The sequence below is a fragment of the Deltaproteobacteria bacterium genome, assembly GCA_020848745.1.
GTDB lineage: Bacteria > Desulfobacterota > Binatia > UTPRO1 > UTPRO1 > UTPRO1.
In genome coordinates, this window is record JADLHM010000100.1 from 17,950 (window position 1) to 40,841 (window position 22,892).

The window sequence follows — 22,892 nt, forward strand, 5'->3', positions numbered from 1 at the left end:
ATCATTCGATGAGCGAGAAGCGATCCTGGAAGCCGGACCATACGTCCTTCGGCCGGGCTCTGGTCGTCATGGTCGTTCCGTTGATGCTGGCGCTGGCACCGTCAGGCGCCGCAGCGGACGTTCCAGCACCCCCGGACGACGATCGAGTCGAACGCATCGACGCTGGCCCTCCCCGACCGCGCGCTGCTTTACCGGCGCCGCCGCTCGCGGCGCTTCCCGTGACCGGCGCCGGCTGGACGGCGCAAGGTCCGGGACCGACGACGGGCGGCCAGGTGGAGGGCAGCACGATCCAGAACGGTGAGGTCGTGGGCGCCGTCCACGCGGTCGTGACCCATCCGACCGACGCCGACACGATCTGGATCGGCGCGGTAAACGGCGGCTTGTGGCGAACGACCAACGCGACCGCGGCGAGCCCGGCGTGGACTCCGCTCATCGACGATTTCCCGTCGCTTTCGATCGGTGCCTTGGAGCTCGACCCGACCGACGCGGCCAATCGGACGCTGGTCGCCGGGATCGGTCGCTACAGCTCGTTCGGTAGTACGGGCGGCGCGCTGAGAGGCATCCTGCGAACGACGGATGGCGGCGCCACGTGGACGGAGCTCGGGGCCGTCGATCTCGCGGGGCGCAACGTGAGCGGCGTCGGTCCGCGCGGTGCCACGATCCTCGTCGCGGCGAGCAGTCGCGGATCCATCGGTGCCGGCATGTACCGCAGCACCGACACCGGCGCGTCCTTCCAAAACATCTCGGGGCTGAACGGCCTCGATTTCGGTGAGGTCTTCGATCTCGTCGGCGACCCGTCCGATCCCAACCGCTTCTACGCGGGGCTTCCCACCGGCGTGTTCCGCACCGACGACGCCGGGGTGAACTGGATCGACGTGACCGACGCCGCGATCGGGGCGCTGGTGAGTGCCGCGACCAACAACATCGAGTTCGCCGTGAGCCCGGTCGCGCCAAATCCAGTCTACGCCGGCATCGTGAACAACGGACAGCTCCGCGGATTCTTCCGATCCGGGGACCAAGGTGCCACCTGGACGGCCATGGACCTGCCGCAGGTCGTGGCGGGCGCGTTCGCGATCACGAACGCGACCAACGCGACGCCGATCGTCATCACCTCGAACAACCACGGGCTCACCAACAACGAGCAGCCGCAGGTCCGTATCAGCGGAGTCACCGGCAACACGGCGGCGAACGGCGACTTCTTCGTGACCGTCATCGACAACAACAACTTCTCGCTGAACGGCAGCGCCAGCAACGGGGCTTACGGGGGCGGCGGCACGTGGGGGAAGATCACCGGTCTCGAGCCGCGCTTCGAGCCAGGCTCGCAAGGTGCGACGCACTTCTCGATCGTCGCCGACCCCGGCGCCGTGAATCTCGTCTACGTGGGCGGCGATCGGCAAGACTTTCCGAACCCGCTCGGGGCAGCGACCTTCAGCGGGCGCCTGTTCCGCGGGGATTTCGCGATCGCACCCGGGGGGCCGGGCACCATTCCGTCGCCGCAGTGGACGTCGCTGACCCACGTCGGTACGGGCGCGAACTCGGCGCCGCACGCCGATTCCCGTGAGATGCGCTTCGATGCGAACGGGGACATCATCGAAGGTGACGATGGCGGCATCTATCGCCGGACCGATCCGGGACTCACCACCGGTGATTGGGCGTCGGTGATCGGCGACCTGCAAGTCACCGAGTTCCACGACATCGCCTACGACACCAACTCGAACATCATCATCGGCGGCGCTCAGGATACCGGCACGCCCGAGCAGACCGCGACGGGGAGCACCACCTGGCGCAGCGTCTCGACCGCAGACGGCGGCGACGTCGCCGTCGACGACACGAGCGTCGCCGGTCAGTCGATGCGCTATTCGAGCACGCAGAATCTCGGCGGTTTCCGGCGGCGCACCTGCGACAACGCCAACAACTGCGGCGGCGCCACGGCCGTCGGCCTCAACGTGACGAGCGGATCGGCGCTGCAGCGCCAGTTCGTGACGCCGATCGAGCTGAACGTCGCCGATCAGACCCGTCTCGTCATCGGCGGCGCCAACGGCGTGTACGAATCCGCCGACCAGGGCGACAACATCGCCCAGGTCGGCACCACGGGCCCGACGGTGTGCATCGGCGGTGGCAGCGCCGGCAACGCGTGCGGCGTGGACGCCAACTGTCCCAATGGCGTGTGCGGCTATCTCGTGAACCGCAACGCGATGGCCTACGGACATCAGAGCAACGCCGACCTGATCTACGTCGGCTCCAATGCGCGCGTCCTCGTCCGGACGACCGCCGCCGGCACCATGGATCCGACGCCGACCGCGTTTCCCGGCGGCACGGTGCTCGACCTCGTCGTCGCGCCCTCGGATGCCGATCGCCTCTACGCGATCGACGTCGCTGGCGTCTACGAGACCACCGACGGCGGGACGACCTGGACGGACGTCACGGGCAATCTCAGCGACGACGGGGCGACGAACTTCCGGAGTCTCGTGTACATCGAGGGCGCCGGCAACGATCTTCTCGTAGTCGGTACCAGCCAGGGGGTCTTCGTCTCGATCGAGTCGGATTTCGATTCCTGGCTCGAGCTCGGCGGCATCCCGAATGCGCTGGTATGGGATCTCGACTACGACGCCACCGACCGGCTCCTCGTGGCCGGTACGCTCGGCCGGGGCGCCTGGACGCAGCTGATCACGATCGCCGATCTCGCGATCGAGAAGGCCGCCTCGCCCGACCCCGTATCGCCGGGACAGACGCTCACCTACGAGATCACGGTGACGAACAACGGCCCGGAGGCCGCGGCCGGCGTCATCGTCACCGACCTCCTGCCGCCCGAGGTGAGCTACGTCAGCGACACCGACGCCTGCGTGGAGGGACCTCCCGGCACGCTGACGTGCAGCGTCGGCAACATCGCGAGCACGCAGAGCGTCACGTTCGAGATCGAGGTGGAGGTCGATCCGGATCTCGTCCAGCCCGCCTGCGAGCCGTTCTCGATCAGCAACACGGCGTCGGTCGTCGCACCGGTCCTGGATCCCGATCCCGACAACAACGCCGTCACGATCGAGACGGCAGTCGCGTTCCCGCTCGATCACTTCCTCTGTTACGAGGTCGAGCTCCAACCGTTCGGAAGCTGGACGGGGGTCACCCTCGACGACGCGTTCGGTCAGGGGATCGTCGACGTGAGCAATCTGAAGCGGCTCTGTACCCCCACCGACAAGAACGGTGAAGACCCGACGGCACCCCTCCAACCCTGCCACCTCACTGCGTACGAGATCGATCAGAGTCCGCCTCCGCCGATCCGGAGCGGCGTGCAGGTCGACAATCAATTCGGCGTGGTGACGGTGGACGTCGGCCGTCCCGAGCGCCTGCTGGTGCCGACCGCGAAGGAACCGAACGCGGCGCCGCCGCCGCTCGTCGCCCCGACCATCGATCACTTCAAGTGCCATCGCGTGCGCGGCGCCCGCACGCGCGTCAAGGGGCTGACCCTGACCGACCAGATCGACGAGCGCGGCGGCAGCGTCATCCGGCCGCTCCGCCTCTGCAGCCCGGCCGACAAGAACGGCGGGGGGATCATCGATCCGAGCGTCCATCTGATGTGCTACCAGGTGCGCACGCGACCGCGGCGCCCGACGTTCAGTGGCCCGTTCGGGATCGACAATCAGTTCGACGGCTTCGCCATCAACCTCACCGGCGTTCGCGAGCTTTGTGTGCCCTCGACGGTGACGATTCCGTAGCGTCGGCGCTTCGTCCGACGCGCGGGAGAATCGCTGACGAACGACAGTCGCGGGCCACCGCCTTGACGTCCGCGTCGGGCGACGCATAGCATGCGCGCCGCTGATGCGAGGCGTCGATTGATGGATGACCGCGCGACGCTCGAGGAATTGCGCGTCGACCTGACGCGCCGGCGCCTCCTGCAGACGGGCTTCGGCGGCGCCCTGCTCCTGGCCTTCGGCTCCGTGCTCCCCTCGGGGTGCACGCGCTATTCTCCGGTCGAGAGCGCGCTGCGCTTCCTGACGCGCAAGGAGTACGCGGTCGTGACGCAGGCGGCGGTCCGCATTCTCGGGCTCCCGGACGAGGAGCGCGAGCGCCTCGGCGGCTTCATCGACGGTCTGCTCGCCGATCTCCCGCCGACCTCGCAGGGCCAGGCCCGGCTCATGCTGCGCGTGGTCGAGCACGGGACGCACCTCTTCGACCTGAAGCCGCGGCGCTTCACGCGGCTGTCGCCCGCCGACCAGGACGCCTACCTGCGCGGGTGGATGGAGAGCACGCTCGGGGCGCGGCGTGTGATCTTCCGCGCCCTCAAGACACTCGCCGCGCTCGGGTACTATGCGCAGACGCAGTCGTTCGCCGAAATCGGTTATGACGGCCCGTGGCTCGGGCGCATCGAGGCGCCGTCGCGTGTGACGCACGAGGCGCCCGTCGATCTCGCGACCGTGCTCGCCGCGCGGCGAGCGTCATGATCCTCGACACCGCGACCGTCGACGCCGACGTGCAGCTCCGCGCCGACGTGTGCGTCGTCGGCTCGGGCGCGGGAGGCGCGGCCGTCGCCGCGGAGCTCGCCGAGGCCGGCCATTCCGTCGTCCTGGTCGAGGACGGTCCGTATCTGCGCGGCGAAGACTTCGTCCAGCGCGAGGACGTGATGTACCCGCGGCTCTACCGCGAGGGCGGCACGAAGGCGACGGCGGATTACACCGTGCTCGTCTCGCAGGGCCGGGCGGTCGGCGGTTCGACGGTCGCGAGCTTCTGTCTCTGCGTGCGCCCCCCGCGTCCGCTGCTCGGCTACTGGGCGCGGCAGCTCGGTCTCGCGGGCCTCGAGCACGAGGCGATGCACCCGTTCTTCCGGACGGTCGAGAAGCGCATCGGAGCGCAGCCCATCCGGCCCGAGCAGGTGAACGGCAACAGCGCCAAGCTCCAGCACGGGAGCGAGAAGCTCGGCTACCGCGGGTATCGGCCGTTCCACAATCGCGTCGAGTGTCTGGGCGCGGGCTACTGCGCCCTCGGCTGCACCTACGACCGCAAGGGCGATGCGCTGACGACCTACGTTCCGGCCGCCTCGCGCGCGGGGGCGGTGATCGTCCCGGACTGCCAGGTGACGCAGGTTCGCATCGGCAAGGGGAGGGCCGCGGGCGTCGCGGGCGTGTTCCGCCGCTCGCGGACCGGTGCGGCCCACACGCTCGACGTCGCCGCGAAGGTCGTCGTGCTCGCGGCGGGCGCCGTCAACTCGCCGCGGATCTGGCGGCAGAGTCGGTTGCCCGATCCCTCGGACACCGTCGGGCGCAACCTGCGCTTGCAGCCGCAGGTCGTCGTGACCGCGCTCTATCCCGAGCCGATCGAGTCGTGGAAGGGCATCCCGCAGGGCTACGTCGTCGACGAGTTCCTGACGATCGGCGGGCGCTCCGCCGGCTCCGGCTATCTCCTCGTGCCGGCGTTCGCGCACCCCGTCGCCGCGGCGAGCATGCTGCCCGGCTACGGCGCCGAGCACCGCGAGCTCATGGGGCTCTATCCGCGGCTCGGCGCCATCGCGGTGCTGCTGCACGATCACACGCGCGGCCGCCTCGAGCTCGAGGAAACGGGGCCGCCGGCCGTGAGCTATCGCCTCGGCGGCAGCGACGAGGACCAGCTGATGGACGCGCTCGAGAAGGCCTGCGACATCAGTTTCGCGGCCGGCGCGGAGAAGGTGTTCCTGCCCTACAACGAGGTCGTCACGATCGCGAAGCGCGGGGCGTACCAGCCGATCCGCGACCGCGGCGTGCGGATGAACGATCCGCTGTTCCTGTCGTACCAGCCCCAGGGCACGCTTCGCATGGGCGGCGACCGTCGGAAGTCGGTCGTCGACCCGCAGGGCGAGGCGCACGCCGTGCGCGGGCTCTTCGTCGCCGACGCGAGCGTGTTCCCGACGAGCGTCGCCGTGCCGGCGCAGGTGACGGTGATGGCGCTGGCCACGCGCACCGCACAGCACATCGTCGATCACGCCGACCGCTACTTCTGAATCGGGAGGCGGGGCTATTTCAGCGTCTTCGCCGAGAAGCCGCGGTCGTTGAAGGTGAGGAGCGTACGCTTGCCCGCGAGCACGGTCTCGAGCACGACCTCGCGGCCCCAGAGCCGGTAGACGTAGCCGAGGGTCTTCTCGCCGTTCTCGAGCTGTAGGTCGCGGCCGTCGTGGTCGTGCATGAGGTAGAGCGTGCGCTTGTGGCCGAAATCGGCGTCCTCGATGCGGATCACCGGAATGCCTCCCATGCCGACGCTGCGGATCAGCTGCTCCTTCACGGCCCGCCAGCCCTGCTCGTCGGCGACCTTGCTGATGACGAGGTCGTCGCCTTTGGGCTCGTACTCGAAGAGGTCCATCTCCCGCATGAGCTCCTCGGTGAGGAAGCGGCGGAGGAAGGACTGGTCGCGGTCGGTCTCGCGCACCTCGAGGAGCTTCTGCATCCCGGTCTTGGCGGGCGTTCCGTGCTCGCGGATCTCTTCCGGCGTCGGCTCGTCGAAGCGGCGCTTCAGGTCGGTCCAGATCTTGAGGCCAAGGTGGTACGGGTTGATGCCGCCCGGCGTCGGCCGCACGACCTGGTTGTGGCGTACCAGGAACTCGAGGTGCAGATCCTGGGGCAGCTCGATCGCGTTCAGGATCTCGCGATGGACCCAGGAGGCCCAGCCCTCGTTCATGATCTTGGTTTCGATCTGCGGGATGAAGTAGCGCGCCTCCTCGTCGACGACGGTGAGCAGGTCGCGCTCCCAGTTCGCGAGGTAAGGGTTGTGGTCACGGATGAAGAGCAGGATGTCGGGCTCGGGCGAGAGCGGCGCTTTTTGCAGATCGGGCTCGACGTAGTCGGGCCGGCGGTGGATGCTCTTGAACGGATCGTGAGCGGCCTGGGCGTTTCGCAGCATCTCCTGCCGCTCTTCCTCGGGTGACAGCTTCTTCACGGCGAGGTTCCGGCGGCGCTGCAGCGACAGCGCGTGCGCGGCGTCGAGGATGTTCTCGACCTTGTCGGCGCCGATCGACGGATCCTCCGTGTAGGCGCGGACGCGCTCCGCGTGGGCTTTGAAGGTGCCGATCGTGAACTCGGCGCGCGTCGACTTGAACGTGAAGTTGTTCTTGAAGAAGTCGTTGTGGCCGTAGACGTGCGCGATCGTCAGCACCTGGAGGCAGAGGGAGTTGTCGCGCATCAGGTAGGCGAGCGCCGGGTTCGAGTTGATGACCATCTCGTACGGCAGGCCGGAGAGGCCGTACTCGTAGAGGGTCTTCAGCTTCTCGAAGGCCTTGCCGTAGGACCAGTGCGGGTAGTGCGACGGGATGCCGGAATACGCCATGTACGCCAGCATGTCGCTGTGGTTGCAGAGCTCGAACTCCTGCGGGTAGCAGTCGAGTCCGAGGGCGTCGACCTGCGCGCGAATCTTGGCGTCCCAGTAGGCGAGATCGTCGAGGCTCCAACCCGGCATCGCGTCAGTCCTGCTGCTTGTCCTTGGCGAGGAAGGCCTTGAAGCTCGGCCAGATGTCCTCCTTGCGCTCGATCAACACCGTCTGGAAGTTGTCGGCGTCGAGGCGGCGGAAGATGTTCAGCATCGAGCTCTCGTAGTACCGCGAGCCGAGCGGCTTGATCTCGCCGTAGCCGAAGAGGTTGCAGATGTCGGCGAGCTCGTGTGCGGCTCTCAGCGCGGCGGTGTTGTCGGAGTCGAAGTTGTCGCCGTCGGAGCAGTGGAAGGCGTACACGTTCCAGAGCGACGGGTGGTAGCGCTCGGCGACGATGTCGAGCGCCTTCTGGTACCCCGACGAGATGAACGTCCCGCCCGACTCTCCCTTGTGGAAGAACTCGTCCTCGCTGACCTCGTTGGCTTCCGTGTGGTGGCTGATGAAGACGATCTCGACGCTCCGGTACTTGGTGCAGATGAACTGGTAGAGCAGGAAGAAGAAGCTCCGGGCGAGGTACTTCTTCATCGTGTCCATCGAGCCCGACGTGTCCATGATGCAGATGACCACCGCGTTCGACTCGCGGCGCATCTGCGTCGTGACGTGGCGGTAGACCAGGTCGTCGACGTGAAAGGGGAAGCGCCGCGCCGGCTGTGCCGGAGTGGCGTGGATGCCGTCCTCGTCCGCGGCTTCGGCGTCGCCCGGGGCCGCGAGCGCCGCCGCTCCCGTGGCGGCCTCGAGGGCCGCGTCGCGCGCGGCGTCGATCGGGTTCGCCTCGTCGGCCGCGCGCCGGCGCCGCTCGGCGGCGAACCGCCGCTTGATGCGGGACTTCACGGTCCGATGCTTGTCGAGGCGGATGCGGATGCCGACCTGGCGGTAGCCGCGCCGCTTCGACGAGCGCGGCGCCTCCAGCTGGCGGAGCGCTTTCCGCTCGAGATCCGGAAGGTCGAGGTCCTCGAACATGATGTCGATGAGCTCTTCGAGGGTGACGTCGGTCTCGTAGTAGTCGACGCCGGGGCGATCGCCCGCTTTGTCTTCGCCCTGACCTTCGCCTTCCTGGCCGTTCTTGCCGACGACCTGGCCGGGTTGCGAGTCGCCGTCGCCCTGGCCGACGCCCGGCGTGTTGTCGCCGTAGACGAAGCGGTACTCGCGGATGCCGCGGATCGGGACCTTGATCACCCGATCGCGGCTTTTCCCGATGATCGACTCTTCCGCGATGATGTCGGCGATATTCTCGCGGATCGACTCGCGGATCTTCTGCCGGTGCCGAAGCCGGTCGCCGGCACTGCGGTCGCTGCGCTCGGCTTCCGAGCTTCGGAACGGGCGGAAGATCGTGTCGACCATGTGACGGATGCCGCGTCAGTCCTTCCAGAGGTTGTTGGCGGCGTACTTGAGGACGACGTCGACGCAGCTCTCGCAGTACCCGTTGTCGAGGAGGTTGCGGACCATGGCGTTGTACTTGGTGGTCTGCTCCTCGTCGCGGGTGCGCGCCGTGGTGATGATGCGGGAGAGCTCGCGCACCGACTCGGTGAGCTTCTTTTCGATCGCCTCCTTGAGCGGCTCGTAGCTCTTGTAGGTGATGCGCTCGCCGCGTCGCGAGAGCGCCCAGAGGTACGCGATGACTTCCTGTCGGAATCCTTCGGCCGCCGAGCCGATGATCGCGATCTGCTCCTCGATCGACTTGAGGAACGCCTCGTCGGGCTGCAGCTCCTCGCGGGTGTTGCGGTCCTTCACGCGCGTCTTGTTCACGAACGCCTCGGCATGGTCGAGGTAGTTCTGGAAGAGCGCCTCGGCCTGCTCCGAGTAGGCGTAGACGAAGCCCTTCGTGATCTCCTTCCGGAGCACGTCGAGGTACTCCTTGTGGAGGGTGTCCTGCAGGAACTCGAGGTGCTGCTTCCGCATGTCGTCGGCGATGTCCGCTTCCTTCACCATCGCGATCAGGGACTCACGGACGTTGATGGGGTTGATGCAGTTGCCGTCGATGTTGTCGGAGAGCGCGTTGTCGAGCGCCTTCATGATGAAGCGCGTCGAGATGCCGCTCATGCCTTCGCGCTTGGTGTCCTCGCGCAGCTCCTGCACGTCGATCTTCTTGGTCTTGCCCTTCTCGACGACTTCCTCGCCGTTGTAGAGCTTGAGCTTCGTCATGAGGTCGCACTTGTTGTTGGGCTCGAGGCGCGAGAGGATCGCGAACATCGACGCCACTTCCAGCGTGTGCGGCGCGACGTGGGCGCGGAAGTCCGAGTTGCGGATGATCTTCTGGTAGATCTTCACTTCCTCGGAGAGGCGGAGGTTGTAGGGCACCTTCACGACCACGATGCGGTCGAGGATGGCTTCGTTGGTGTGGTCGGCGCGGAACTTCTGCCACTCCGCCTCGTTCGAGTGGGCGGCGATGACGGCGTCGACGTAGACGAGGCCGTGGCGTCCCGGAGCCGGGATCACCTTCTCCTGGGTCGCCGTGATCATGGCGTGCAGGTACTCGGTTTCGTTCTTGAAGACCTCGATGAACTCGGCGATGCCGCGGTTGCCGACGTTGAGGGCGCCGTTCAAGTCCAGCACGCGCGGATCGCCTTCGGAGTAGACGTCGAGCTTCGAGATGTCCTCGCTGCCGATCAGGACCGACGTGTCCTGGTTGTTCGGGTCGACCGGCGGCACGACGCCGATGCCGACGCGATTGCGCTTCGAGAAGTTCTTCGTGACGATCGGCACCTCCTCGTAACGGCCGCCGAACTCGTCCTTCAGGCGGAACCGGCACACCGGGCAGAGGTCGCCCTCGATGTGGGTGCCGAGCATCTTCTCGAACTCCTTCCGCAGATGCCGGGGGAGGAGGTGCAACGGCTCCTCGAACATCGGGCAGCCGTCGATCGCGTAGAACGGATCGCTCGACTCGAGGCCGCGCTGGAGCTTTTCGACGAGCGAGCTCTTGCCGGAGCCGACCGGCCCCATCAAGTAGAGCACCTGGCGGCTCTCCTCGCCCTTCAGCGAGGCCGCGTGGAAGTAGCGGACGATCTGCGAGATCGTCTTCTCGATCCCGAAGAACTCGTCACGGAAGAAGCCGTAGGACTTGATGGACTCGTCCTTGTAGAGCCGCTTCACGCGGGGGTCGTCGGTGTCGTGGAGATCCGTCGTCCCCATCCGCAGGATGATGTCGTAGACGCGGGAGTGCGCGAGCTTCGGGAGCGTGGGATCCTCGCGCACGCGTTCGAGGTACTCGAGAAAGGTTCCGCGCCAGTTCTTCTGCTCGTGGACGGCGCGGTCGTCTTTGATCAGCTTCTCGAAGACGCTCTTCCCGTTTTCCATAAACGCTCCTTCCTGGCTGGGCCAGGAGCTCGGGTGGCCCGCATGGCGCGCAGCGCGTACGCGCCATGTGAACGATCAGAGCTTCGCGGAAAGTATAGTGGCCGGTCTGTGCAGTGGAAAGCCCGATGCCGCGCGGCGACGATCGCGACATGCGACGCACCGCAATGCCGACGCGCGTCGTGCGACGCGGTGGGGGAGGCGGACTCAGCTCCACCGGATGCCGCCACGGCAAGCCGATGGTTCCCGTCGTCATCCGCCGGCCAACGCATGGCCATGCTCACCCCGCCCCCGAAGACACGTAGCACCGGCCTTCTCGAAGTGTCAACGCGAAACCCGCGCACGATGCCGTGCGCGTCGCCAGCTTGACCGCGCTGGAGTTTCGGAACACACACTCCGCGATGGATGCGACCGAGGCGCTGCGTCGCGCCGCGCGCCGGTGGCCCGAGCGCGAGGCGCTGCGCGACGGCGATCGGAGCGTCGCCTTCGCCGAGCTCGATGCGCGCGCGAATCGCCTCGCGCACGAGCTCGTGCGCGCCGGGGTCGGTCCCGGCGACCGGGTCGCCACGTTCCTCCCGAACTCGATCGCGCACGTCGCCGCTCAACAAGCGATCCTGCGCGCGGGGGCGGTCTGGGTCGGCATCAACCGCCGCCTCGCCCCGCCGGAGGTGGCGTTCATGCTGGAGCACGCGGCCGTGCGCGTCGTCCTCGCCGGCGCCGACGGGCTCGGCGCCGCGCGCCAGGCCGAGGGAGCGGCCGTCTGGGACGTGAGCGGCGCCGACGCCGCTCGCGAGCGCCGGCTCGCGGGGGCGCCCGCCACACCGCCGCGGCCGCCCGCCGCCGAGCACGACGTCGCCCGTCTCCGCTACACCTCGGGAACGACCGGGCGTCCGAAGGCGGCCGTCCTCACCCACGGGTGCGCCCTCGCGTCGCTGCGGAACCTGCTCGCCGAGCTCCACGAGCTGTCCCCGAGCGATACCGTCGCGCACGTGGCCCCGCTCACCCACGCGAGCGAGGCGCTCCTCGCCCCGGCGTTCTGGCGGGGCGCGCGCAGCATCCTCTGCCACGATTTCCATCCCGCGGCGTTCCGCGAGCTCGTCGCGCGCGAGCGAGTGACCTTGATCTTCCTGGTGCCGACGATGATCGCCGCGCTCGTCGCGGACCCGGCGCGGAAGGAGATGCTGGCGAGCCTCCGCACGGTCGTGTACGGCGCCGCCCCGATGCCGGAGGACCTCATGGTCCGGGCCCTCGACGTGCTCGGGCCCGTGCTCCTGCAGATCTACGGGCTCAGCGAGTGCCCGTTTCCCATCACGACCCTGCGGAAGGATGACCACCTCGATCCGCGCCGCCGGGGAAGCTGCGGGCTGCCGACCGCTTCGAACGAGCTCCGGGTCCTCGACGCCACCGGCGTGCCGCAGCCGCCCGGCGAGGTCGGCACGATCGCCGTCCGCGGCCCGCAGTTGATGCGCGAGTACTGGTGCGATCCCGAGGCGACCGCCGCCGCGCTCGTCGACGGCTGGCTCCGGACCGGCGACCTCGGCCGCCTCGACGACGCCGGCTTCCTCACGCTCGTCGACCGCAGCGACGACGTCATCATCAGCGGCGGCTTCAACGTCTACCCGCGCGAGGTCGAGGTCGTTCTCGAGGCGCACCCGGCCGTCGCGGAGGCGGCCGTCGTCGGCATCCCGCACGAGCGCTGGGGCCGCGGTGTGGCCGCGTGGGTGGTCCGACGGCCGCGTGCCGAGGTCGGTGAGCACGAGTTGATCGACTTCTGCCGCGCCCGGCTTGCCGGCTACAAGAAGCCGCTGCAGGTGACGTTCGTCGAGACGCTCCCGAAGAGCTCGACCGGGAAGCTCCTGCGTCGGGCGTTGCGCACGGATGCGGCCACCTCCCGATCCGCACGATGACGCCCGGGCATCCTCGGATGAGAGGCGATGAGAGCGACGTCATCATCGCGAATGTCGGGCCGGCGGCGCCGCGGCGGCATCGCTCGTGCCGCTCGGTCGGCAGAGGCGCTCGCCGACGTAGGTGAGGAAGGGGGGCGCGCCCGGCCGGACGCCGAGCTGCCGATCGGGGGAACGGCGTCGGGGCGGCGGGTGCGTGCGACGAGGGGTTCCAGCGTCTCGACCGTCGATCGCCGGGCCACTTCGAGCCACTCCGCTTCGTTGGCGCGGGCGCGCATCACCGGGCGTGCCGCCGCCGAAGCCGAAGACCTGCCGGATGAGCGGCAAGGGCCGGAAAGAACGCGTGATGTCGCTGTGGGCACGAACCCCACGCGGCTCTTGATGTATCCTGGGTCGAAAGCTTCTCTTCCCGCTGGAGCTATGAACGGAGAACCCGATGTTCATCCGCGTCATGGTGTTGCTCTGTGGTCTCTCCATCGCCGCATGTGGCGGCGGGGGAGGCGGGGGAGACGATGGAGATCAACCGAGGTTGACCGCGACGCCGATCCTCACTGCGACACTGCTCCGACTGAGCGGCCTTCCCGGTGTCGACCACCAGCGGTCCGAGCGCGCTCGTGAACGCGAGCCCGGCCGGCGGCGTGGCCTTCGGCTGCCCCTTCTGCGGTTTGATCGCGTACGCCTCGAGGTGGGTGACGTCGCCGAGCAGCTCGCCGGCCCCGGGTGAGATTGGGCGCGCACTCCTGGATCGGATCTTTGAAGTTCCACCCGAAACAGATCAGCGAGCTGCCGTAGTGATTGCTGGTGAGCGCGCTCGTGACGGCGTAGTTCTGGTCGAAGACGGTGACACTTCCGAACGTGACGTCGACCTCGAGCCGGTAGAAGCCGTCCGCGTCCGGCGTGACACGCACCGCGTCGCTGACGCGTAGATCAGGGGGTCTTCTTCGTCGGGGGAGCGTTAGCACTGGAACCGGAAGCCTTCGGCGCGGCGGTGCCGAGGCCGATCGCGACGACCGAGCAAGCGGACGCATCGACGGCGGGCTCATCGAGCACGACGCGGGAAGCATCGACCCCCTGCCCGCTCGCGAGCTTCGTACGGACCTCGGTTGCGCGGGCGGACGCCAGCTGTCTGAGCGCGTCGTCGTCGACGCTCTGCTCGGCGACGGCGGCGTCGAACCACGGCTGATGCTCGGCGGGAATGTCGCCGGGTGTGCCCTCCGCACGCGCGGTGAGCGCGGCGAGCACCGCCTTTCGCGCACCGCGCTCGCCGACGTAACGGAGAGCGCCGAGACCGCTACTCTCCTTCTCGAGCTTGGCCCGGAGCGCGTCCTCCTGAATCCAGCGCCGATCCGCGTTGCCTGCTTCGCCACGGAGATGCAACGTGAGGCCGGGGGCTTCGGCGAGCAGGCTCGCGACCGGCGCGAGCTTCGGCACCTCGCCGTCGACAAGCGTCGCGCGGCCCGGCGCGAACGCGAGCGGCGGGGGCGCGAGCGAGGCCGGCTTGTCGCCGATACGCGCGACCGCGCCGATCAGCTTGAGCGGCGACGTCACCGCGTTCAGTATCGCGCGCGTGAGGGCGTTCGCGATCAACGTGCCGACGTCGGTGCGCATCCCCTTCGCGTCGCCTTTGATCGGGAGATCGAGGACGATGTTGCCCCGCAGGTCGGTCAGTAACGAGAGCGCGACGTCGAGCGGCATGCCGAAACGGTCGAGAAAGAGCGTGTTGCCCTCCCCGCTGCGGACGTCGAGCTCGTTGAGTGTGATACGGCTCTTGGTGTCGTACGCGCTCTTGTCGATCGCAATCGCCGATTCGAGCCCGGCCGTGCCACCGCCGATGCCGTAGCCGGTGCTGGTCGCGTACGGATTGAATGGCTCGAGCAGCAAGCTCGCGAGCTTGGCGACGAGCCGGGTTCGCTCGGGGGCGACGTTGCCCGTGATGGTGAGGATGGCGCCGTCCGCGCTCTTGGCGACGAGCTTGACGTCTTTGGCCGAGGGCCCCGGCCAGCCGACCTCGGTCGCGTGCAGATCGATGGGATCGAGGGTCGAGTGGAAGAACGGCTGCACGGTCGTGTCGGTCGTCGCGACGCGCATCGCTTCGATTGCGACGCGATTGGTGCGAATGCGGATGTCGTGCGCGGGCGGCGACGCGGCGGCGGGTGCGGCCGCCGGCGGGAGCGGGGCCGCCGACGGGCTTGCCCCACCGACTGCCGCGGGGAGCGCGATGCCGGTCGCGGTTCGCACCAAGGTGAAGTCGGGACGCGTGAGGGTGATGGCGCGGACCGCGGCGTCGATGACATTCGGCGCCGCCGTGCCTCCAGGCGCGAGCACACCCGGCGCGGTGAGCGCGCCGAGATCGACCGTGAGCTGCTTCCAGCGCACCGCGAAGGTGGAAGGATCTTCGCCCGCGACGTCGACGTCGGCAAGGCCGATCGTGCCAGAGATGCGGACGCCGTCGGGTGGGGCGTTCGCGGCGACGCCGGCGACGATCGCGAGGTCGAGATTCGCGCGGCCGTCCTTCAAGAGACGCGTCGGTGCCGTCGCGACCGGTCGCGTGAGCGGCGGGAGCTTCAGGTCCGTGGTCTCGAGCGTCCCGTCGAATCCGAGCGGCGCCTGCGTGAGCGCGCCGGCGACGTCGAGCGTGCCACCCGACGACGGCACGAGCTTCAGCTGAATGGTCATCGGCTCCTCCGGGACGCTCGTGACAGGCGCGGCCTCGGCGGTGACGTCGATCCCGAGTGGACCGTCACCGCCGATCGCCTGCACATGACCGTCGGTCAGGGACACTTTGCCGATCGCCCACGTCCACGGCTTCGCGCTCTCGGTCGAAACGGTCGGAGCAGTGACCGCCGCGGGCGGCGGTGAGGTCGCGTCCGTGGATGCGGCAGTCACTACGCCTTCAGGTGAGGCCTTGGACGGCGCGGGCGATGCGACCGTCGTTGGCAAGACGACGGGTGTCGCCGACGCGACCGCGGTTGGCACGATCGTCGCCGTCGCCGCCGGATGCGGCGTTGGCATTGCCGCTGCGACCTTCTCCGCCGCCGCCGCGAGTAACCCACGCAGCACGGGCAACGGCTCAGAGCCCGAGGGTCGCGTCATGAGGCGGGGGCCGTCGAGCGTCACCGTTTTTATCTCCGCGTGTTGGGCGACGAAGTCGATGCCGGCAAGGTCGACGCGGAGGCTCTTCCAGGAGAGGGCGGGATCGTCGAGCTCGGCGACCCGTACGTCGAGGTCACGGAGGCCGGCCGTCCCGTGTGCCGTGTGAGCACCCTGCGACTCGAAGCGGTGTATCAGATCCGCGTCGAGGTAGCCGGTCAGCCCGCTCCATCCCATCTTTGGAAGGTAGAGCCGCGAGTCGGCGATCGGGACGTTCGCGAGCACGACGTGCGATTCATACGCCGGCCCGGCCGGCAGGCTCTCGATCGAAGCCTCGAGGTGGAGCGTGCCGTCCCGGATTCCGACGTCGAGCGTGACCTTGCCGGGCTGGAGGCCGCTCTTCGTGATCCGCAACGCGAGCTGCCGCGCATCGAGCGTCGACAACGCCACCTCCACGCGCTGCGGCGGATCGCTGACCGCGAAATCGCGGAAGCCGATGCGCCCGTCGTGCAGCGCGACACTCTGGATGAGCACGCCCCATCCGGGAGCTTCGCTCGGTGGCTGCGGCGGTTCGTTCGACGGTACGGCGGTCGGCAAGAGCACCGTTCCATCTTTCGCGCGATCGAGGCTGACCGCGACGCCGTCGAGCGTGATCCGCTGCACCTCGACGGTTCGGTGCAGCAACGGAAGGAGAGTGATGTCCACGGCGAGAGTCTTGGCGGAGAAGACGGGGGCCGATCCAGGTGGACCCTGCCTCGCTTCGGGCGGCGCCCCGGTGCGCGCCGCCACTGGCTCAACGGGGGCATCCAGCGCTGCGGATGCCTCGGCGCCAGCCGTCGAGGCCGGTGCTGTCGACTCGACCGGCGTTGCCTCGGTGCTGAAGACCCGAAGGCCGTGCAACGTGAGTCCTCCCGTCAGGGGCGCGAGATCGATGTCGTCGATCTCGACGCGACCCACCAGCGCCTCGTCGGCCTGTGCGACGACGACGCGGCGGAGCACGGCCGGCAACGCGATCCGTACGATGACGGCCAGCAGCACCAACCCGAGCACGACGCGATACCGCCGGCGCGCGAGCAGCCGACGCCAGAACCGCGGTGCCATGGGAGGAACGGTCTCGGTCATGATGCGTAGACCTTTACACGCAACGCGGAACGCGTGCCCGAGGATTGTAGTCGCGCCGCGCCGCGCATGAACGACGACGGCGGCGAGGCTTCGACGTCAATCTGGTCGTCGCCTCCACGTCCGATCGACACTGAACGCGAGCGGGCCCGAACAATACGCTGCGAAGCACTCTTGACGAGGTTGAGGACTCGAAGCCGGATTCCGGTTTCCCGCCCGCTCCAACGTCAGGATCTTCACCACCGGATTGCTCGGACGTGTCGCGGCCAGAATGGTGTTCAGCCGCGCGGCGACGGCCCGGCTTTCCAGGATCGAAGTGTGCGTCTCCTTGAAGCCGCGGATCGAACGCGCCTCTTCTTGCACCTCGTCGCGGAGCTGACGTTTCGACGCGCGCAGCCGCTTGGCTGTTTCCGACGACTGCTCTCTGCGCGGCCTGAAGCCGTCCCAACCCGCGCGGGCACCGCTACTGCGGCGGCGCGGGCGTTGCGACCGCCGCTCGCGCCGCCGCCTTTACCGCCTCCACGGCGTTTCCGGCCGCCGCCTTCGCGTCGGCAGCTGCGTCGGCGACCTTGTCGGCTGCGGCCGCACTCGCCTCTCGTGCCGCTTCGGTGCCTTGGCGTGCGGTGTCCGCCGCTTTGTCCGCAGCCTTCTTCGAGAGATCCGCGGCGTCTTTGGCGGCGCCGCGCATTGCCTGTCCTGCCGCCGCCGCGCCGTCGGCGGCCTTCTTCGCCGCCTCGTCGGTCGCGACCTTGGCGCGATCGACGGCTTCGTCGATCTTCTGGCCGGCCTGTTGCGCCGTGTGATCGTCAGGGCTGCAGCCAGCCAGTACCAGTGCCGAGAGCGCCGCCAGGGCTAGCATTGCTCGACGTGCGTCTTTCATCGTGTCCCTCCTTCGTCGCCGCAGCGACGGTGCCGAGATCTCGGTAGGCTTTGGCGACGACCCTCAGCCTTCCAGCGGCGGAATGCGGAGCATCTGTCCCGGATAGATCTTGTCGGGGTGCTTCAGCATCGGCGTATTGGCCTCGAAGATCTTCTGGTACTTGTTCGGATCGCCGTAGAACTGCTTCGAGATCTTCGAGAGGTTGTCACCCTTCGCGACGGTGTAGAACTGCGCCTCGGGCTCGGTACGGTGCACCTCGATGCGTTCGTCGACGTGCTCGACTCCCTCGACGTTCCCGCAGCACAGCACGATCTTCTCCTTGGTGGCCTGATCGGAAACACTGCCGGCGACGACGACCGTGCCTTCGCCGCACTCTGGCTGATGCCCAGGAGCCACGACTTCACGGCCGCGGCGTCCTGCGGCGCCTTGGTCTCGAGCAGGCCCGCCAGCTGACGAAGCGCATCGACCGACTTGGTCCGGATCTCCGGCGGTTTGCTGCCCTTCAACTGCGCCGTCAGACCCTCGCGCGCGATGCCGCGTCCGTCCGAGGTCTCGAGCTCCGCCACCAGCGCCTTGACGAGCTCGCTCGCACCGCTCTTGCCGGACGTCATGGCCTGTGCGGACGAGAAACTCTCCTTGAGCATCCCCCATAGGCCGCTCGGCTCCGCGACGCTCACCGCAATGCCCGCCATCATCACCCCCTCCAGCATCCGCTTCCATTCATCGGGCGTGAAGCTCGCTTTGTTGGCCATTGCTTCCTTTCACGAGACATCGGGGGAGCCTCGGGCTCTGCACCCATCGAAACATGCGTGCACCAGGACGTCTGAGCGACATCCCGAGAGCGCAGCACGACCGTGGAGACGGATGGACTGCGGCGACGGTTACGCGAAGACGCCGGCCGTCTTGAGCAGGAAGATCAGTACGGCCGCCCCAGCGACCGCGACCAGCCAACCCATGATCGGGCCCGCGGCAACCAATCCCAACGCCCCGGCCAACCAGAAGCCGAGGGCCGAGCCGACGATGCCGACGAGAATGTTGGCAACGGCTCCCATCTGCGCATTGGTATTCATGGCCATACTGGCGAGCCATCCAACGATGGCTCCGACGATGATCGTCACGATCCAGTTCATTGGGCCCTCCGAACGGCTACGCGCGTTTTCGGGATCTGCGAAGTCGACGGTCCCTCAACTAGCTGGTCGCCGCTGCGAGCGCAATGAAATCGGGGTTCTGCAGATAGGGGACGGGTCATACGTCCTCGATCACGTTGCTGACGTCGTTCGGCACCACCTTCGGCGCTCGATGCCATGGGGTGTCGCGTGCCCGTCCACGCGGGACGAACCTCATGGGCGCGGCGAGGACGCCGCGCCTTCGGGGTTGGTTCAGAACGCCGTCGAGAACCCGCCGTCGGGCATGTCGAGTGCGCTCCGGTCGCCGCTCACGATCGCGCCGACCTTCGCGTGCACGCCGGGCAGGACGAAGTTCACGAAGTGCTTCGCCGCCATTACCTTGCCGCTGTAGAAGTCGACCTCGTGCCGGTTCGGCTCGTCGTCGTCCTCGTCCTTGGTGCGCTTCGCGTCGGCGACCACGGCCGCGCCGAGCAGGAGATGCGCGATGGTGACGTCCGCCATCACCTCGAGGAACGGGTTCGCGACGAGGGTCACCTGGTCGATCTTGCCGCTCATGAAGTACTCCATGAGCGCGCCGGCGGCGCGCTGCAGCGCCGTCGAAGCCTCGCCGAGCGCGCGGACCTCGGCCCCGAGGCCGGGCTTGTCGGAGTGCGCGGCGACGAACTCCGAGATCTCGGTCAGGAACGCGGTGAAGTTCTCGCCGCCGTGCTGCTGGAGCTTCCGCGCGACGAGGTCGAGCGCCTGGATGTGGTTCGTGCCCTCGTAGATCGAGAAGATCTTGGCGTCGCGGCAGTACTGCTCGACGGGATTGTCCTGGACGTAGCCTGCGCCGCCGTAGGTCTGGATGGCGAGCTCGGCGACCCGGAACGCCTGATCCGCGCAATAGGCCTTCACGATCGGGGTGAGGAGATCGACCTGGCCCTGGTGGTAGATCGCCTTCGCTTCGTCGACCTCGTGGAGCGCGTGGGCGAGGTCGTGGTGGAGCGCCAGCTTGATGCAGAGCGTCCGCATGCCTTCGACCTTGGCTTTCATCTCGACCAGCATGCGGCGCACGTCCGAGTGCTCGATGATCGGCACCCGCGGGGCGTTCGGATCCTTGAATTGGCGCACCGAGGAGCCCTGGAGACGCTCGCGGGCGTAGCGGAGCGCATTCAAATATGCCGCCGACGCCACCGACAGGCCCTGCACGCCGACGGCGATGCGGGCACCGTTCATCATGCGGAACATCTGCTTCATGCCCATGTGCGGCGTGCCGCCGACGAGGAGGCCCCGGCAGCCGTCGTTGTCGCCGAAGTTCAGCACGGCGGTCGCGGAGGCGCGGATGCCGAGCTTGTGCTCGATCGAAGCGGTGGCGACGTCGTTCGGCTCGCCGAGCGAGCCGTCCTCGTTCACCCAGATCTTCGGCACGATGAAGAGCGAGATTCCCTGCGTGCCGGCGGGCGCGCCCTCGATGCGCGCGAGCACGAGGTGGACGATGTTCTCGGCGAGGTCGTGGTCGCCGGCCGAGATCCAGCACTTCGTTCCGGTGATCTTGTAGATGTTGCCTTCGAGGTGCCTGGCGCGCGTCCTGGCGGCGCCCACGTCCGAGCCGGCGTGCGGCTCGGAGAGGCACATGGTGCCGGCGAAGCGACCCTCGACCATGGGGGGGAGGAAGCGCTCCCGGTCTTCCGGGAGGGCGAAGCTCGAGATCACGTCGGCGGCGCCGTGCGTGAGGCCGGAGTACATGTTGAAGGCGCAGTTGGCGCCGCTCTGCAGCTCCTCGAGCACGACCGCGATCGCGTGCGGGCCGCCGAGCCCGCCGTCGGCAACCGGCATCGGGAATCCCATGAGGCCGAGCTCGAAGAGCTTCTTCCAGGCGTCCTTGAAGCCCGCCGGCGTCTTGCAGACGCCGTGCTCGAGCTTGCACCCCGCGCGGTCGGCCGTGCCGTTGATCGGACCCGTGACCTCGTTCACGAAGCGGTGGCACTGCTCGATGATCGCGTCGCATTCCTCCCGGGAGATGTGGGAAAATGCCGCGAGATCGAACAGCTGCTGGACGTTCAGGTGCTCGTAGAGCGTGAACCGGATCGCGCGCAGATCCGCCTTGAAGTGATTGACCGCAGCTTCGGACATACGAGGGATTCCTTTCTCGTGGAAGGTACGGGCCAGGTCCCGACGGGGCGGGTCGCGAGAAGCTGCCCTAAAATCCGCGGAAGTCAAGTTTTCCGATCCGCGACGTCGTGACGGCCCGTCGGTGGCCAAGCGCGGGAATCCCCGCCCGCGGATCGCGGCCGGGATCGGCGCCGAGCGGTGCGGATCGCGGCCGATCCGCCGTGTCGTCGTGCGGATTTGCGGCGGACCGCGGGCTTGCGGCCGTCACACACGTGAGGCATCCCTATTGGCGGCCGCATGGCGGCACGCGGGTTGCTTGAGGGAGGGGTGTATGGATGATCGAACGCATCGACGTGCGCGTTTGGCGGTGCGTGCGGCGCTCTTCGCGATCGCGGCCACGGCGCTCTCGCCCGTACCGGCGCGCGCCGACTTCTGGTGCTGGCTGCTCGGCGATTGCGGCAACGGCGGTCGGGACGCCACCTCCGCCCGCGAGGCCGCGCCGGAGCAGGGCGCGCCCGAGATCGATCCGGGGACGCTTGCCGGCGCCCTCGCGGTCGCGACCGGCGGCGCCGCGATGCTCGGCGATCGCGTCCGGCGTCGCCGTCACTAGAGCCCGCTCTTCGGCGCGGCGCTTCGTCGACGACGTGCCCCGCGCTCCGGCTTCGACGTCCGCCACGCGGCGCGCTAGGATCCCGCGCCCATGCCAGAGCGCGTCTCCGAGTCCCCGTCGCACTTCATCCGTGAGATCATCGAAGACGATCTCCGCACCGGGAAGCACGCGCGCGTCGTCACGCGTTTTCCCCCCGAGCCGAACGGCTACCTGCACATCGGGCACGCCAAGAGCATCTGCCTGAACTTCGGTCTGGCGCGGCAGTACGGGGGTGTCTGTCATCTGCGCTTCGATGACACCAACCCCGCCAAGGAGGACGTCGAGTACGTCGACTCCATCATGGAGGACGTGCGCTGGCTCGGCTTCGACTGGGGCGACAAGCTCTTCTACGCCTCCGACTATTTCGACGCGCTCTACGATTTCGCGATGCGGCTCGTGGACGAGGGGAAGGCGTACGTCGACAGCCTCTCGGCCGACGAAATCCGCGCCCACCGCGGCACCTTCACGGAGCCCGGCCGCAACAGCCCCTACCGCGATCGCAGCGTCGCCGAGAACCGCGACCTCTTCGCGCGCATGCGGGCGGGCGAGTTTCCCGACGGGGCGCACGTGCTGCGGGCGAAGATCGACATGGCGTCGTCGAACCTCAACCTGCGCGACCCGACGCTCTACCGGATCCGCCGGATCGCGCATCACCGCACCGGCGACCGTTGGTGCATCTATCCGCTCTACGACTTCACGCACTGCCTCTCCGACATGCTGGAGCGGATCACGCACTCGATCTGCACGCTTGAGTTCGAGAACCACCGTCCGCTCTACGACTGGGTGCTCGACGAGCTCGCGACGCCGTGCCACCCGCAGCAGATCGAGTTCGCGCGCTTGAACCTGAGCTACACGGTGATGAGCAAGCGGAAGCTGCTCGCGCTCGTGCAGGGGGGCCACGTGCGCGGCTGGGACGACCCCCGCATGCCGACCATCGCGGGCTTCCGGCGCCGCGGCTACACGCCGGAGGCCGTCCGTGACTTCTGCGAGAGCGTCGGCGTCGCCAAGCGCGACGGTACGGTCGACGTCGCGCAGCTCGAGCACGCCATCCGCGAGGATCTGAACAAGCGGGCAGCGCGGGTCATGGCGGTGCTGCGGCCGCTGAAGGTCGTGATCGAGAACTATCCGGAGGATCGGGTCGAGGAGATGGAGGCGGTGAACAACCCGGAGGATTTCGCCGCCGGGACGCGCCCGCTGCCGTTCGGCCGCGAGCTCTTCATCGAGCGGGACGACTTCATGGAGGAGCCGCCGAGCAAGTTCTTCCGGCTGGCGCCCGGGCGCGAGGTGCGCCTGCGCTACGCCTACATCATCAAGTGCGAGCGCGTGGTGAAGGACGCGAGCGGCGCCGTCGTCGAGCTGC

Annotated in this window: 14 protein-coding genes; 6 read left to right on the forward strand and 8 right to left on the reverse strand. The window is 68.2% G+C overall.

Translation table 11 applies throughout. The features are described from left to right. Nucleotides 1–8: 8 nt before the first annotated feature. The 3 genes from IT293_15275 (at nt 9) to IT293_15285 (ending at nt 5,965) form a co-directional block, all read left to right on the forward strand. Nucleotides 9–3,710 (forward strand): DUF11 domain-containing protein, encoded by a 3,702-nt coding sequence (locus IT293_15275; protein MCC6766017.1) that lies wholly within the window; start codon nt 9–11, stop codon nt 3,708–3,710. A 120-nt stretch (nt 3,711–3,830) separates the two neighbouring features. Further along, on the forward strand, nt 3,831–4,436 hold the full coding sequence (locus IT293_15280) for a hypothetical protein (protein MCC6766018.1): 606 nt from the start codon (nt 3,831–3,833) through the stop codon (nt 4,434–4,436). Further along, nucleotides 4,433–5,965, forward strand: a complete 1,533-nt coding sequence (locus IT293_15285) for a GMC family oxidoreductase (GenBank protein MCC6766019.1) — start codon at nt 4,433–4,435, stop codon at nt 5,963–5,965. The genes IT293_15280 and IT293_15285 overlap by 4 nt, the downstream gene beginning before the upstream one ends. 14 nt (nt 5,966–5,979) lie before the next feature. Here IT293_15285 and IT293_15290 read toward each other — a convergent pair whose 3' ends face one another. Genes IT293_15290 through IT293_15300 form a run of 3 tightly spaced genes read right to left on the reverse strand, consistent with a single transcriptional unit; the run spans nt 5,980 to nt 10,675 of the window. Continuing rightward, complete coding sequence (locus IT293_15290; protein ID MCC6766020.1) at nt 5,980–7,410, reverse strand: SpoVR family protein; 1,431 nt, start codon at nt 7,408–7,410, stop codon at nt 5,980–5,982. A gap of 4 nt (nt 7,411–7,414) precedes the next feature. Beyond that, nucleotides 7,415–8,722 carry a DUF444 family protein gene (locus IT293_15295; GenBank protein ID MCC6766021.1) on the reverse strand — a complete coding sequence of 436 codons (1,308 nt, stop codon included), beginning with the start codon at nt 8,720–8,722 and terminating at the stop codon, nt 7,415–7,417. Between the two features lie 15 nt (nt 8,723–8,737). Then, nucleotides 8,738–10,675 carry a serine protein kinase gene (locus IT293_15300; GenBank protein ID MCC6766022.1) on the reverse strand — a complete coding sequence of 646 codons (1,938 nt, stop codon included), beginning with the start codon at nt 10,673–10,675 and terminating at the stop codon, nt 8,738–8,740. Nucleotides 10,676–11,073: 398 nt separating this feature from the next. On the opposite strand from IT293_15300, the gene IT293_15305 reads away from it, so the two are divergent. After that, nucleotides 11,074–12,579, forward strand: coding sequence for an AMP-binding protein (locus IT293_15305; GenBank protein ID MCC6766023.1), 1,506 nt, complete (start codon nt 11,074–11,076; stop codon nt 12,577–12,579). 924 nt (nt 12,580–13,503) lie between these two features. Here the strand turns inward: IT293_15305 and IT293_15310 are convergent. The 5 genes from IT293_15310 to IT293_15330 all read right to left on the reverse strand — a co-directional run bounded on the left by IT293_15310 (nt 13,504) and on the right by IT293_15330 (nt 20,904). Then, nucleotides 13,504–16,788 (reverse strand): DUF748 domain-containing protein, encoded by a 3,285-nt coding sequence (locus tag IT293_15310; GenBank protein MCC6766024.1) that lies wholly within the window; start codon nt 16,786–16,788, stop codon nt 13,504–13,506. Between the two features lie 460 nt (nt 16,789–17,248). After that, the gene (locus IT293_15315) at nt 17,249–17,665 is read right to left on the reverse strand and encodes a hypothetical protein (GenBank protein ID MCC6766025.1); all 417 of its coding nucleotides are present in this window, start codon (nt 17,663–17,665) and stop codon (nt 17,249–17,251) included. A gap of 63 nt (nt 17,666–17,728) precedes the next feature. Continuing rightward, a complete protein-coding gene (gene lysM / locus IT293_15320) occupies nt 17,729–18,316 on the reverse strand; it encodes a peptidoglycan-binding protein LysM (GenBank protein MCC6766026.1) in 588 nt (195 codons plus the stop codon). 230 nt (nt 18,317–18,546) lie between these two features. Continuing rightward, nucleotides 18,547–18,795: a GlsB/YeaQ/YmgE family stress response membrane protein gene (locus IT293_15325; protein MCC6766027.1), complete on the reverse strand. Its 249-nt coding sequence runs from the start codon at nt 18,793–18,795 to the stop codon at nt 18,547–18,549. 249 nt (nt 18,796–19,044) lie between these two features. Continuing rightward, on the reverse strand, nt 19,045–20,904 hold the full coding sequence (locus IT293_15330) for an acyl-CoA dehydrogenase (protein MCC6766028.1): 1,860 nt from the start codon (nt 20,902–20,904) through the stop codon (nt 19,045–19,047). 310 nt (nt 20,905–21,214) lie between these two features. Here IT293_15330 and IT293_15335 point away from each other — a divergent pair, with 310 nt between their 5' ends. Beyond that, complete coding sequence (locus IT293_15335; GenBank protein MCC6766029.1) at nt 21,215–21,493, forward strand: hypothetical protein; 279 nt, start codon at nt 21,215–21,217, stop codon at nt 21,491–21,493. A 90-nt stretch (nt 21,494–21,583) separates the two neighbouring features. Beyond that, the coding region (locus IT293_15340; GenBank protein ID MCC6766030.1) for a glutamine--tRNA ligase/YqeY domain fusion protein at nt 21,584–22,892 on the forward strand (1,309 nt) is incomplete at its 3' end.